Below are 12,685 nucleotides of genomic sequence, written 5' to 3' on the forward strand. Positions count from 1 at the left end.
GCGGCGCGCGTCAATCAACCCCGGCGGTCCTTCTCCGCTGCCAATTGTGCAGCCACCCTGCCAATCATGCCGTATGGGATGGGTTTGGCCAGCACGAACTTCAACGTGCCCTTTCCTGCCAGGTAGGGTTCAAGCTCCGATGCGAGCTCCTTGTCCGCGTGCGGAACGGGGTAGACGGAGATGTGATGCTTCCACGCCGCGAAATACACCACGTACCGGCCGCCCAACGTGACGGTGGGAATGTCGTAGCTGATCATCTCGCCGGCGTCGGGCACCGCATCATGGATGGTCCTCCGGATTTCATGCAGGACCGCTTGCACGTTGTCAGGCTGCAACGCGATGTAGGCATCAACGGCCGGGGAGTATTCGCTCATGGGGATCCCTTTTGGTGCGGCATGCTTGAGCTTAACAACAGCAACGGGTGCCGACAACGCAGGTCCCGCGCACCCGGGACTGCGTTCCCTGCCCTACAACACCACGGTGCCCTGGATGCAGGTGGTGGATTCACCACCAATCCAGATGTCGTCGCCTTCGGCCCTCACGTGGATACGGCCTGCCCGGCCCAGAACGGTCCCCTGGGCAGCCACGTACTCCCTCGGCGCACGTCCGCTTCCTATCAGCCACTGCGCCGCCCCGGCGTTGAAACTGCCCGTGACGGGGTCTTCGATCATGGCATCGCCCGGGAAGAACGTCCGGACTTCAAAGTCGACGCCGGCACCCTCCTTATGGGGGCCGATCACCCCGACGTTCAACTCACCGAGCGCAGCGAGGTCGGGCTCGATGGCCAGCACGTCGTCGGCCGAGCCCAAGAGCACCCCGATCCAGCGGGGACCGTTGACCAGCCACGACGCATCCAGGAGTGCACCGTCGGCCAGCTGCAGCCCGGCCATCAACTGTGCCCGCACTTCCTCCCCGACCGGACCGAAGCGGGTCAGGGGCGGCGCCGCAAAAGCCAACCGCCCGGCGTCGTGCTTGACCCTGACCAGACCCGCACCGCACTCCTGGACCAGGACGCCGTCCGTCTTGGGAACTCCCCCGGCCTCCAGCCAGGTGTGGGCCGAGCCGAGGGTGGGATGGCCGGCGAAAGGGAACTCCTCGCTGCCCGTGAAGATACGCACCTTGTAATCCGCGTCCGGGTGCGTAGCAGGCAGCAGGAACGTTGTCTCGGACAGGTTGGTCCAGTTGGCAAAGCCCTGCATGGCCTGGCTGCTCAGGCCCTCGGCGTCGACGACGACGGCAAGCGGGTTGCCCTTGTACGGCTCGCCGGAGAAGACATCGACTTGATGGAAGGGGCGGCTGCGCATGCTGTTGGAAGTCACCGGGGCAGGCTATCACCGCTGCTGGCCGACACTCCCCGGACCTGCCAGACTACGGTCATGGCAGAGAACAAGACCCAGCCCACTGACGTGCCAGTGGAAGAATTCCTGACCGCCGTGGAACACCCCGTACGGCGGGCCGATGGGTTCGAGCTGCTGGAGATGATGCGTGAAATCACCGGCCAGGAGCCCTACATGTATGGGGAGTCGATCGTCGGTTTCGGCAGTTATCACTACAAATACGACACCGGACGCGAAGGAGACGCACCGGCCGTAGGGTTCTCGCCCCGGAAGGGCAACCTGGTGCTTTACGGACTGACCGAGGGACCCGCTGCGGACAAGCTGCTTCCGGACCTTGGAAAGCACAAGACCAGCGTTGCCTGCCTCTACGTCAACAAGCTGGGTGACGTAGACCGGGACGTCCTCGCGGAACTGATCCGATCCGGCTACCACCATGTGATGACGGAGATCCATCGGCCATAAATTACCCCGCCGAGATGGCATTTGATGACAATCCCGAGCGTCAACACTGCGATTAACTGCCATCTCGGCGCACGTGTGGCGGGAACGAAGCCGCGGACGAAAGAACCCCCGCCACCGGAATCCGGTAACGGGGGTCCTTCAGGTGCAGTCGGAGACTACTTGCTTGCAACGACCTCGAGGTCGATGACAGCGGAAACGTCCTCGTGCAGGCGGACGTTGGCCTGGTACGAACCCACGGACTTGATGTGGTTCGGCAGTTCAACGTTGCGCTTGTCGATGGAGCCGAGACCGGCAGCTTCAACAGCAGCAGCAACATCAGCCGGCTTGACCGTGCCGAAGAGACGACCGGACTCGCCGGCCTTCACCTCGAGCTTGACCTTCTTGGAGGACAGAGCCTGGGCCTGTGCCTGTGCAGCTTCAACAGAAGCGTGGGCGCGGGCAGCGCGGGCAGCCTTGATGGACTCAACCTGCTTCTCGCCACCGCGGGTCCAGGTCAGAGCGAAGCCGCGGGGCAGGAGGTAGTTACGTGCGTAACCGTTCTTGACCTCGACAACGTCGCCAGCAGCACCGAGACCGGTTACTTCGTGGGTCAGAATGAGCTTTGCCATGTTAGTTAATCCCTTCCCTTAGCCGCGGCCAGCGCCGGAGTAAGGCAGCAGAGCAACTTCGCGGGCGTTCTTGATTGCCTGGGCGATCTTGCGCTGTTCCTGAACGGTAACGCCAGTGACGCGACGAGCGCGGATCTTACCGCGGTCGGAGATGAACTTGCGCAGCAGTGCTACGTCCTTGTAGTCGATGACAGTGATGTCAGCGGCCTTCAAGGGGTTGGACTTTGGTTTGGGCTTACGGAGTTCAGCCTTAGCCATCGTGGAGCTCCTTTTCTATGGAGCCCGTGGATAGAGATCCACGGGATGGTGGTGTTTAGGTGTTTAGAAGGGAGGTTCGGAATCGGGGCCGTTGCCCCAGCCGCCTGCATTGCTGACACCGGGCGTAGCCCAGGGGTCATCCTGCTGTGCGGACTGGTTGCCGCCCCAGCCTCCACCGGAGTTGCCGCCGCCCTGGTGTGCACCAGCTGCAGCGCCTCCTCCAAAGCCACCGGCGTTGCCGCCGCCGAAGCCACCCTGGCCACCGTTTCCGGCGCCGAACCCGCCGCCGGAGCGCTGGGTGCGGTTGACTTTGGCATTTGCGTAACGCAGGCTCGGGCCGATTTCGTCGACCTCAAGCTCGATGACGGTGCGCTTTTCGCCTTCCTTGGTTTCGTAGGAACGGCTCTTCAAACGGCCGGAGACAATGACGCGCATCCCCTTGGTGAGGGATTCGGCCACGTTCTCAGCGGCTTCGCGCCATACCGATGCGCGGAGGAACAGGGTTTCCCCGTCCTTCCACTCGTTCGACTGGCGGTCAAAGGTCCGGGGAGTAGAAGCGATGGTGAAGTTCGCTACTGCCGAGCCGGACGGCGTAAACCGCAGCTCCGGGTCATTGGTCAGGTTGCCAATGACGGTAATAGTGGTTTCGCCTGCCATCTACTGCCTCCTTGTTCGTTCCTACGGGGTAAAGAGCTTGAAGGGCTGATTACTCAGCAACAACCTTCTGGTCTTCGGGGCGGATGATCTTGGTGCGCATGATCGTCTCGTTAAGAGACAGCTGGCGGTCAAGTTCCTTGGCGGTAGCCGGCTCAGCGGTGAAGTTCACCACTGCGTAGATACCTTCAGACTTCTTCTTGATGTCGTATGCCAGACGGCGACGGCCCCAGATGTCAACCTTCTCGATGGTTCCACCATCGGTGGTGATGACATTCAGGAACTTCTGAAGCGACGGCTCTACGGTACGCTCTTCGACCTCGGGGTCGATGATTACCATCAATTCGTAAGGACGCATATGTGAACCCACCTCCTTTGGGCTAAGCGGTTACGGTCTTTCCGTAACAGGAGGTTCATTTGCGATGCTGTGCATCGCTCCCCCGCCGAAGTTTCGGAAGGAGGGCGCAGCACAGACTTCAATATCTTAGTGCATCCCCCGCACTCAAAGCTATTCGACCCATTGCCCCACCCAAAGCTCCGGAAGTGCTTATGTGGAAAACGGCTCCCGCCAGGCAGTGAATACTGATGGGATGACCATCGCAAAGTCTGTTGTGCTCTTCATCCTGGCCGCAATTGCAGAGATCGGTGGCGCCTGGCTGATCTGGCAGGCAGTCCGCGAGGGCAAGGCGTGGTGGTGGGCTGGACTGGGCGTTGCAGCCCTGGGTATCTACGGATTCTTTGCAGCCTTCCAGCCGGACGCGCACTTTGGCCGCGTACTCGCCGCCTACGGCGGAGTGTTCATCGCAGGATCCCTCGCGTGGGGGATTCTGGTGGATGGCTTCCGCCCGGACCGGTGGGATGTCATGGGAGCAGTCATCTGCCTGGTGGGCGTCGCCGTCATCATGTTTGCTCCCCGCCCCGGGGCGTAGGGAGCCTCCCGGGACGCGTGGGCACCACCAACAACGAAACCCCTGGAAGACCTTGATCTTCCAGGGGTTTCCTGTGTGCGCGGAGGGGGACTTGAACCCCCACCCCCTTTCGAGGACTAGCACCTCAAGCTAGCGCGTCTGCCATTCCGCCACCCGCGCAGGGTGATTCGGAGAAGCGGTTTCCTTTTTCTCCGTAACAGCGTCAAAGACACTAGCACGAGAATGCCCAAAGTGTTGATTTTGACTCCATCAGGGTGCGGTCAGCATCCCGTTAGGGTGGAAGCATGGATCCCTTGAGCTCGCTCGTCCTGACCATCTTCAGCGCGTCCGTCGTCCTGTATGCGCTGTATTTCGTTGTCCGGGCCGGGGTCCGCGACGGCATCATCCAGGCGGACCGGAAACGCGCCCAGGCCGGCCAGCAGCCCGCCACACGCGACCTCTGAGTTCCCGCCGCTGAGTCGGCGCGGCTGACCCGGGCGGCCCCATGAAGCGCAACGGGGCACCCGCCGTCGAACTCTGGCGGCAGCTGCCCCGCAGCCAAGGAACGCTTACGAAGCCGGGCCGGAACCTACCTCTGCGGGCTTGCGTTCCGCTTGGGTCGCCTGGTGCGCGGTACCACCCTTGCGGTAGCGCCACACGCCGATGCCAACAACCACCACGGCCAGTGCGAGCGACAGGAACAGCGACTCGCGGGTGGACTCCAGGATGACCATTCCGATGATCAAGGCCACGATGCTGGCGATGGCAATCCATGTCAGGTACGGGAAGAACCACATCTTGAGGGAAAGATCCTTGGCGGCGGCACCCATGCGCTTGCGGAGGACCAGCTGTGACGCGGCAATGACCAGCCACACGAACAGGGCAATGGCACCGGAGGTGTTCACGAGGAACAGGAAGACAGTGTCCGGGGCGATGTAGTTGAGGCCCACGGTGACAAAGCCGACCACGGTTGAGGCAAGGACTGCCGCTGCAGGGACGCCGCGCTTGGAAATCCTGGTCCAGGACCTGGGAGCATCACCACGCCGGGACAGCGAGAACAGCATGCGGCTGGCCGTGTACAGGCCGGAGTTGAGGCAGGAGAGCACGGAGGTCAGGACAACGATGTCCATGATGGTTCCCGCACCGGGGATTCCGTAGAGCTCAATGACCGCGACGTACGGACTCTTGGCAACCGAGGCGCTGTTCCACGGCAGGAGGGTTACGACGATCGCGATGGAGCCGATGTAGAAGATCAGGATGCGCCACACAGTGGACTTCACGGCCTTCTTGACGGCGTCCACGGGGTTGGCTGACTCGCCGGCGGCGATGGTGGCGATTTCGGCGCCGAAGAACGAGAAGACCACCACAAGGATGCCGGCCAGGACCGCGCCCGGGCCGTTGGGCATGAAGCCGCCCTGGTCCAGGAGGTTGGCTACGCCGGGGGCGGATACGCCCGGGATCAGTCCGCAGATGGCCGCGATGCCCGCGAGCAGGAAGATCACGATCGCGGCTACCTTGATGGAGGCAAACCAGAACTCGAACTCGCCGTAGGACTTCACGGAACCCAGGTTGGTCAGGGTGAGCAGCACCATGAGGATCAGCGCCCACACCCACTGATCGACGCCGGGGACCCACCGGTGCATGATGGCCGCACCGGCTGTTGCTTCAATGCCAAGGACGATGATCCAGAACCACGCATACAACCAGCCGATACTGAACCCTGCCCAGCGGCCCAGGGCCTTGTCCGCGTAGGTGGAAAACGAACCGGTTTCCGGGTTGGCTGCGGCCATCTCGCCGAGCATGCGCATGACGAGGATGACGACGAGGCCGGCTGCCAGGTAGGCGAGAAGAATTCCCGGTCCGGCTTGCTGGATCGCGGCACCGGAGCCCACGAACAGGCCCGCACCGATCACGCCTGCGATGGCGATCATGGAGAGGTGTCGGGGCTTCAGCGACTTGGAAAGCTGTTGGTCAGCGTGCATGGATCGCGCCGTCCTTCGAGTCTGGCTGGAAACGGCCCTGGTGTGTGCACCGGGCCACATGGCTTTCCCACACTAGCTACCGCGATGGGGCTCCAAGCTGTGCGCCCGTACATTTTGACGCCCGCCAAAAAGGGAAGCTGCACAAAATGTATTGCTCAAGGCATCAACTGTTGCACCAAGATAAATTTTGAAATGCACCTGAAATGACTGCTTGAGAAGGACGCGGGTGCTTCCGGTCACACATGACGCCGGAAGAAAGAACCAACCACCACCGTCAGGTGGTAGGGATCCTCCACACCGCAAAGTTCACGAGCAGAGTGCATGGACAGCAGCGGCACACCCACGTCTACGGTGCGGATCCCCAGCCGTGTTGCAGTCAGCGGGCCGATCGTCGAACCGCACAGAATGTCATTGTTGGAGACAAACTCCTGGTAAGGCACCTGGGCCTCATGGCAGAGCTGCGCCCACAACGCCGCCCCCGGGGCATCGGTGGCGTATCGCTGGTTGGCATTGATCTTCAGGAGGGGACCACCGTTAAGCAGCGGCCGGTTGGCAGGATCATGCCGCTCCGCATAGTTCGGATGCACTGCATGCCCCGCGTCGGCGGAAACGCAGAACGACGCCGACAACGCCTGCCGCCGCTGGCTCACCGACGCTCCCAGCCCGTCTGCGATCCGGGTCAGGACGTCTTCGAGGAAAGGTCCGCAGGCACCGGAACGCGAGTTGGATCCGATTTCCTCGTGGTCGAAAGCAGCCAGGACAGCGATCGGACCATCGGCGGGAACCTCTTCGGCATGATCGATCAATGCCGTCAGCCCCGCGTGCGTGGACGACAGGTTATCCAACCGCCCGGATGCGAAGAACTCACTGTTGGCCCCGAAAACCGCAGGTGCCTGCGTGTCCGCAATAACGACGTCGTACCCGCCTATTTCCGCAGCATCCACGGAGGCGCCTTCCACGCGTGCGGCGAGCAGGCCCAACAGATCCTCACCCGCAGGGTCCCCCAACCCGAAGACCGGATTCATGTGCTGCTGTTTGGACAGCGCAAGGCCGTCATTCACCGCACGGTCCAGGTGGATGGCCAGCTGCGGGAAACGCAGGAGCGGGCCGGTTGCCGTCAGATGCTCGGAGCCATCGCGCAGCACCAGCCGCCCGGCCAGTTGCAGCTCCCGGTCCAGCCACGAGTTGAGGAGCGGCCCACCGTAGACCTCGACGCCGGCCTGGAGCCACCCGAACCTGCCGGTGGTCGGCTTGGGCTTGAGTTTGAAAGACGGCGAGTCGGTGTGTGCGCCCAGGATGTTGAAACCCGTGGTGGCTGTGGCGTTCCCCGGAACAACCCAGGCAATCAGGGCACCATCCCGGATCACGTAGTACCTTCCCGGACCTCCCTCCCACTGCTGCCTCTCGTCCAAAGCCGTGAAGCCTGCCGCATCCAGCCTCCGCCCTGCCTCATGGACGGCGTGAAAGCTCGACGGCGAAGCCGACACAAAGCTTCCGAGGTCCTGGATGTGGTCACGGGCTGCGGACTGGTTCAAGGAGGACATGACCCCGAGTCTACGAGATGGGCCCGGAAGGCACCGGAACGGACCGCGGGGACTATACGGTGACGTTCAGTGCCGCCGTGTAGCCTCCGGTCACCGAACCGGACATGGTCGCCAACTGGTAGATGGCCCCGTCGTCGCGGAACACCATGTCGGTCTTCAGGGTTGTCCTGGGGAAGTTGCGGGCGCTTGCCTCATACCCGGCCGAGGCATAGACGTCTTTGCACGCCGCCTCAGTCAGCGCGATCTGCGATACGGCCAGCACCTGCCCGGCCGCAGTGGTGTTGCCCATCGATTCAAAGACCTCAAAGTGGATATGAGGCCAGCGCCCGGAGTAAGCACCGGGGAAGATCGTGGTGAAAGTGAGTTGGCCGTTCGCGTCCGCTTCCTGCACCCCGCGGAGGTAGTTCTCGTTCTCCACCCCGTCGTCGTACAGCGAGTACTTGCCGTCCCGGTCGCAATGCCACGCATACACGGCAGCGCCGGCCAAGGGAGCGCAACCGTTCGCGTTGTCCAGGAGTGTCAGCGTGACGGTGAGCGGAACACCCTCGGCTTTCCTCGTGGAGGTACCGAAGCTCGATGTGATGTCGCGGCGCACCACGCCTGAAGCTTCCAGCACATTTGGTCCGTTGGAACCGTCCCCTGGGTACGGCCCCAGGGTTTCCTCCGGGATCTCCACGCGGCATTCGGCAAAAGCACGGGTCACCGTCCCCGTTGGCGAAGGCGAGGCGGCCGGCGTCGTACCTTGCGTTGCCGTGGCGGCAGCGCTGGCAGTGGACGACGGCGTTGCGGAGCCGCCTCCGGTGCCCGGCGTGCAGGCGGCCAGGGCTGCTGAGGTGCCGGCGCCCAACAGGACACCGAGCGTGCGACGTCTGCTCAGGAGCGTCGAGAGGTCGAACTCGAGGCCTCGGTCATGATGTGGGTGGGGTTGGTTGGAGGAGGTCATGCATCCATGAAACGCGCCACAGCTATGGCTTGTACATGGCGGAACTGTGGCGGGGCTGTGCGTCAGTAATCCGGATTGCTGGGGACCACCAGGCCCGTTTCGTACGCATAAACCACAACCTGCACCCTGTCCCGCAACTGCAGCTTGCTGAGGATCCTGCGGACGTGCGTCTTCACCGTGGCCTCGGACAGGAAGAACTTATGGGCGATCTCCGCGTTGGACAGACCCTCGGCGATGGTGGTGAGGATTTCCGTTTCCCGCGGCGTGAGCTCGTCCAGCAGTGGATCCCTGTGGGTTGGCGCAGCATGCCCCGGGGCATGCCCGCCGCGTACGTAGGTTTCCAGCAGGCGCTGCGTCACGCGGGGAGCCACCACCGCATCCCCGCTGGCTACCAGCCGAACGGCATGAACCAGTTCGGTAGGGGCCACGTCCTTCAGCAGGAACGCCGAGGCTCCTGCCTGCAGACCTGAGAAGGCATATTCGTCAAGGTCGAAAGTGGTCAGGATGATGACCCTGGCTTCGGACCCGGAAGACGAGATGTGCCGCGTGGCCTCGATTCCGTCCATGCCGGACATCCGGACATCCATGAGCACCACGTCCGGCTGCAACTCAGCCACCAAACCGATCGCTTCGATTCCGTCGGAAGCCTCGCCCACCACCGAGAAGTCGTCTTCGCCTTCGAGGATGAGCCTGAAACCCATCCGCAGCAGTGGCTGGTCATCCACCAACAGGACTTTGATGATGCCGTCTTCTGTCACAGTTCCCCCTTGTCGCCGTTCAAGCGCAGCTGGGCATGGACAGCCCAGCCTCCCCTCTTGCTTGGACCGGCAGTAACGATTCCAGCATAGATTCCGGCACGTTCCCGCATCCCCGCGATGCCTTGGCCCGTACCCAGGCTGCCCACGGCTTCCGCGCCACCATCCCGGGTGCCGCGGCCGTCGTCGAGCACGTCAATGGTGACCAGATCGCCGTCGTTGGTCACCTGGACGTCCACCCGGCTGAGCGAACGGCCGTACCGCAGCACGTTGGTGAGCGATTCCTGCACGATCCTGTAGACCGTCAGCTCCAGGGCGGGATCGGACGGCAGCGCCGGACCGGTGTGAGCATAGTGCAGCGGCAGCCCGGCAGTGCGGAAACCGTCCAGGAGCTTGGCCAGGTTGTGTCCCGATTCCAAGGGCGTCAATGGCGCCGGCCGCCCGGAATCGTCCCGCAGGACGCCCAGGACGCGGCGCATGTCGGCCAAGGCAGCCCTGCCGGTCCGGGACAGTTCACCCAGTACCTCACCGGCACGCGCGGGGTCCTTCTTGACCACCACCGCGGCTCCATCGGAGAGACTGACCATGACCGTGAGCGAATGCGCCACGACGTCGTGCATCTCGCGCGCAATCCGGTTCCGTTCGGTGACCTTCCCCAGCTGTGTTGTCCGTGCCGCCCACGCCGCGATCTCCGCTTCATGCTCGCGGCGCTGCCGGACCGATATGCCGATTCCGGTGGCCAGCAGGTTGGACAACATGATGGTCACGGACGTGGCAATGTTGTTGATCAGGTGGAAGTTCTCCGGCACATCCTGAAGGTTGTCCATCTCGCTGGGGCTGGTCCACATAAAGAGGTAGAGCAGGCTCAGCGGCAGGCTTGCGGCGACGAAGACCACCAGGGACACCGACCGCTTCCTGATGGAGGCCAGTGCGTAGAGGGCGAACCACAGGCCCGCGGACACGTTGGAGCCCCACGGGTTCAGGATGGTGGCTGACACTTCCAACAGTGCTACGGCGATCACTACCTGCAGCGGGAAACGCCGCCTGAAGGCCAGGACCGCCGCGATCATCAGCAGCAGCGCCACCACCAGCCATTTGCCCTCGGTGATGGAACCAATGATGGTGGGCAGGGCCAGGAGGACGTAGCACAGCACCACCACGGCATCCATGGCACGCGGCCGTTCAAAGAACCAGCGGCGGACCCGGCCCCTGCGGCGCTGGGCTATTTCCGCGAAAGACGCGTCGGCAGTGGGTGCCGGCGCGTCTTTCGCTGGTGGAACATCTGTCATGGTTCGAGCCTAGAGGGCTTATACGTCCCGCTTCTTCAGCAGGACCATGGCGATGGCGACGGGAACAACCACCCAGGCGCCCAGGACCAGGGCTGCCTGCCAGGCCTCCAGGGTGTCCGGGACATGTTCGACGGCGGTCAGTGGCGTCAGGGTGTTGGTGGGAAGGTACTTGCTGGCCTCCTTAAAGAAGTCCCCGGGGATCAGCTGGAAGGCGATGGGTGCCACGAAGAACAGGCCTACGAGGCTCATGATGCCGCCTGCAGAGTTACGCACTATGGTTCCCAAAGCCATGCCGATGGCGGCCACCGCTGCAACGTAAATGCTGTTGACCAGCAGGAGTTTGATCGACTGGGAACTGCCCAGATCCAGCTTGAGATCGTAGTTATCAATGATCGGCAAGGCGACCAGGCCCGCCACATACGTGGAAACCGCAGTCAACAGGAAGGCGCTGACCACCACCACGATGAGCTTTGCCAGGAACGGCGAAATCCGGTTGGGCACGGCCGCGAAGGTGGAGCGGGCCATGCCGGTGGTGAACTCCGAGCTCATCAACAGCACGCCCAGTGAGCCAAGGATCAGCTGCGCAAAGGAAATGCCCGAGGTGGGAATGCTGACGGCGAGGTCTCCGCCTTGGGCTGCCATGGCTGCTGCAGCCTCGGGATCGTTGGCCATTTCCTGGGAGAACTGGCCGGTTCCCCAGGCTGCCAGTGCGGCAAACCCCACCATGACCAGGGCAGTCGAGGCCAGCAGGATCAGCGTGGAAAGGAGAGTGCGGAACTTGATGAACTCCGAGTTCAGCACACGGTGGAAGGCCGGTCCCGGGCCAACCGAGTTGCGGATGGGGCGGTCCAAAGTTGCGGTGCTCATGTTTACTTCCTTCCAGCCTGGGCGGGAACCTGGGCCCCGGCGGTGATGTGCGAGTGGTATTCGACCTCATCCTTGGTCAATTCCATGTACGCCTCTTCGAGGCTTGCCTGGAGCGGTGTGAGCTCATAGACCATGACCTGGTTGTCCAACGCCGTGCGGGCAATGCCGCGCGGATCCAGCCCTGTCACTTCCAGCAGTTCGCGTTCGTGGACTTCCACTGACACGCCGGTACCGGCCAGAAGCTGCATGAGCTTCTCCGGCTGGTCCGTCCGTACCCGGGTCCTGACCTGGCCCTTGCCGGTGATGATGTCCGCAATAGGAGCATCGGCAATGATCTTGCCGCGGCCGATCACGATCAGGTGGTCCGCCGTCAGTGCCATCTCGCTCATCAAATGGCTGGACAGGAAAACCGTCCGCCCCTCCGAGGCGAGGTACTTGACCAGGTTCCGGACCCAGACCACACCTTCCGGATCAAGGCCGTTGACCGGCTCATCCAAGATGATGGTCTGTGGATCGCCCAGCAGCGCAGCGGCTATGCCCAGGCGCTGCCCCATGCCCAGCGAGAACCCCTTGACCTTCTTCCTGGCGACATCACCCAGTCCGGTCATTTCGATGACTTCGCGGACCCTGGCCTTGGGAATGCTGTGCGTAGCGGCCATGGCCAACAGGTGGTTGTGGGCGGTGCGGCTGGTATGGACTGCTTTTGCATCCAGCAGCGCGCCGATTTCGCGCAGCGGTGCCTTGTGCCGTGCGAACGGCTCGCCGTTGACGGTCACCGAACCTGAGGTTGGGGTGTCGAGCCCCATGATCATGCGCATGGTGGTGGACTTGCCGGCACCGTTCGGGCCCAGGAAGCCCGTCACACGTCCGGCCTGGACAGTGAAACTGACGCCGCCCACGGCGGTCTTCTCGCCGTAGACCTTGGTCAGGCCTTTTGCTTCGATCATGGAAGCGTTCCCTCCTCAGAGCACCTGCGTGCGGATGAGCGTTGACTGTACTTACAACGCTAGTCACGGAGGGTGCGTAATTCGCCTGTCTCAGGGATGATTCAGGGTCCGGTCAGGGTAGTCCTCACGGA

16 protein-coding genes and 1 tRNA gene are annotated in these 12,685 nt (G+C 62.9%); 3 read left to right on the forward strand and 14 right to left on the reverse strand.

Annotated features, from left to right (window positions below; translation table 11 throughout):
• Positions 1-14: 14 nt before the first annotated feature.
• Positions 15-374: an iron chaperone gene (locus ACSVIE_RS05155; RefSeq protein ID WP_442423216.1), complete on the reverse strand. Its 360-nt coding sequence runs from the start codon at positions 372-374 to the stop codon at positions 15-17.
• 93 nt (positions 375-467) lie between these two features.
• The gene (locus tag ACSVIE_RS05160) at positions 468-1,319 is read right to left on the reverse strand and encodes a PhzF family phenazine biosynthesis protein (protein ID WP_442423217.1); all 852 of its coding nucleotides are present in this window, start codon (positions 1,317-1,319) and stop codon (positions 468-470) included.
• Between the two features lie 57 nt (positions 1,320-1,376).
• On the opposite strand from ACSVIE_RS05160, the gene ACSVIE_RS05165 reads away from it, so the two are divergent.
• On the forward strand, positions 1,377-1,799 hold the full coding sequence (locus ACSVIE_RS05165) for a DUF1801 domain-containing protein (RefSeq protein ID WP_442423218.1): 423 nt from the start codon (positions 1,377-1,379) through the stop codon (positions 1,797-1,799).
• A gap of 155 nt (positions 1,800-1,954) precedes the next feature.
• On the opposite strand, the gene rplI is transcribed toward ACSVIE_RS05165, so the two are convergent.
• From rplI to rpsF, 4 genes are all read right to left on the reverse strand, one after another.
• Positions 1,955-2,407, reverse strand: coding sequence for a 50S ribosomal protein L9 (gene rplI / locus ACSVIE_RS05170; RefSeq protein ID WP_426004949.1), 453 nt, complete (start codon positions 2,405-2,407; stop codon positions 1,955-1,957).
• A gap of 18 nt (positions 2,408-2,425) precedes the next feature.
• Positions 2,426-2,665, reverse strand: coding sequence for a 30S ribosomal protein S18 (rpsR, locus tag ACSVIE_RS05175; RefSeq protein ID WP_003800144.1), 240 nt, complete (start codon positions 2,663-2,665; stop codon positions 2,426-2,428).
• Positions 2,666-2,728: 63 nt separating this feature from the next.
• Positions 2,729-3,322 (reverse strand): single-stranded DNA-binding protein, encoded by a 594-nt coding sequence (locus tag ACSVIE_RS05180; protein WP_426004950.1) that lies wholly within the window; start codon positions 3,320-3,322, stop codon positions 2,729-2,731.
• A 49-nt stretch (positions 3,323-3,371) separates the two neighbouring features.
• Positions 3,372-3,677 carry a 30S ribosomal protein S6 gene (gene rpsF / locus ACSVIE_RS05185; RefSeq protein WP_021473324.1) on the reverse strand — a complete coding sequence of 102 codons (306 nt, stop codon included), beginning with the start codon at positions 3,675-3,677 and terminating at the stop codon, positions 3,372-3,374.
• Positions 3,678-3,909: 232 nt separating this feature from the next.
• Between rpsF and ACSVIE_RS05190 the strand changes: the two genes are divergently transcribed.
• Complete coding sequence (locus ACSVIE_RS05190; protein ID WP_426004951.1) at positions 3,910-4,248, forward strand: YnfA family protein; 339 nt, start codon at positions 3,910-3,912, stop codon at positions 4,246-4,248.
• Between the two features lie 76 nt (positions 4,249-4,324).
• Here the strand turns inward: ACSVIE_RS05190 and ACSVIE_RS05195 are convergent.
• Positions 4,325-4,407 (reverse strand) — tRNA-Leu (locus ACSVIE_RS05195).
• Between the two features lie 125 nt (positions 4,408-4,532).
• On the opposite strand from ACSVIE_RS05195, the gene ACSVIE_RS05200 reads away from it, so the two are divergent.
• Entirely contained in the window at positions 4,533-4,691 is a 159-nt protein-coding gene (locus ACSVIE_RS05200) for a hypothetical protein (protein ID WP_442423219.1), read from the forward strand.
• Positions 4,692-4,796: 105 nt separating this feature from the next.
• On the opposite strand, the gene ACSVIE_RS05205 is transcribed toward ACSVIE_RS05200, so the two are convergent.
• The 7 genes from ACSVIE_RS05205 to ACSVIE_RS05235 form a co-directional block, all read right to left on the reverse strand.
• Complete coding sequence (locus tag ACSVIE_RS05205) at positions 4,797-6,209, reverse strand: amino acid permease (RefSeq protein ID WP_442423220.1); 1,413 nt, start codon at positions 6,207-6,209, stop codon at positions 4,797-4,799.
• 236 nt (positions 6,210-6,445) lie between these two features.
• On the reverse strand, positions 6,446-7,753 hold the full coding sequence (locus ACSVIE_RS05210) for a M18 family aminopeptidase (RefSeq protein WP_442423221.1): 1,308 nt from the start codon (positions 7,751-7,753) through the stop codon (positions 6,446-6,448).
• Positions 7,754-7,805: 52 nt separating this feature from the next.
• Positions 7,806-8,696: an intradiol ring-cleavage dioxygenase gene (locus ACSVIE_RS05215; protein ID WP_442423222.1), complete on the reverse strand. Its 891-nt coding sequence runs from the start codon at positions 8,694-8,696 to the stop codon at positions 7,806-7,808.
• A gap of 62 nt (positions 8,697-8,758) precedes the next feature.
• On the reverse strand, positions 8,759-9,454 hold the full coding sequence (locus ACSVIE_RS05220; RefSeq protein ID WP_442423223.1) for a response regulator: 696 nt from the start codon (positions 9,452-9,454) through the stop codon (positions 8,759-8,761).
• Positions 9,451-10,740: a sensor histidine kinase gene (locus ACSVIE_RS05225; protein ID WP_426004959.1), complete on the reverse strand. Its 1,290-nt coding sequence runs from the start codon at positions 10,738-10,740 to the stop codon at positions 9,451-9,453. Before ACSVIE_RS05225 ends, ACSVIE_RS05220 begins: the two co-directional genes overlap by 4 nt.
• Positions 10,741-10,758: 18 nt before the next feature.
• Positions 10,759-11,607, reverse strand: a complete 849-nt coding sequence (locus ACSVIE_RS05230) for an ABC transporter permease subunit (protein ID WP_442423224.1) — start codon at positions 11,605-11,607, stop codon at positions 10,759-10,761.
• Positions 11,608-11,609: 2 nt separating this feature from the next.
• On the reverse strand, positions 11,610-12,554 hold the full coding sequence (locus tag ACSVIE_RS05235; RefSeq protein ID WP_426004962.1) for an ABC transporter ATP-binding protein: 945 nt from the start codon (positions 12,552-12,554) through the stop codon (positions 11,610-11,612).
• Between the last annotated feature and the right edge of the window lie 131 nt (positions 12,555-12,685).

Origin of the sequence: Paenarthrobacter sp. NCHU4564, assembly GCF_052156435.1 — a bacterium.
GTDB lineage: Bacteria > Actinomycetota > Actinomycetes > Actinomycetales > Micrococcaceae > Arthrobacter.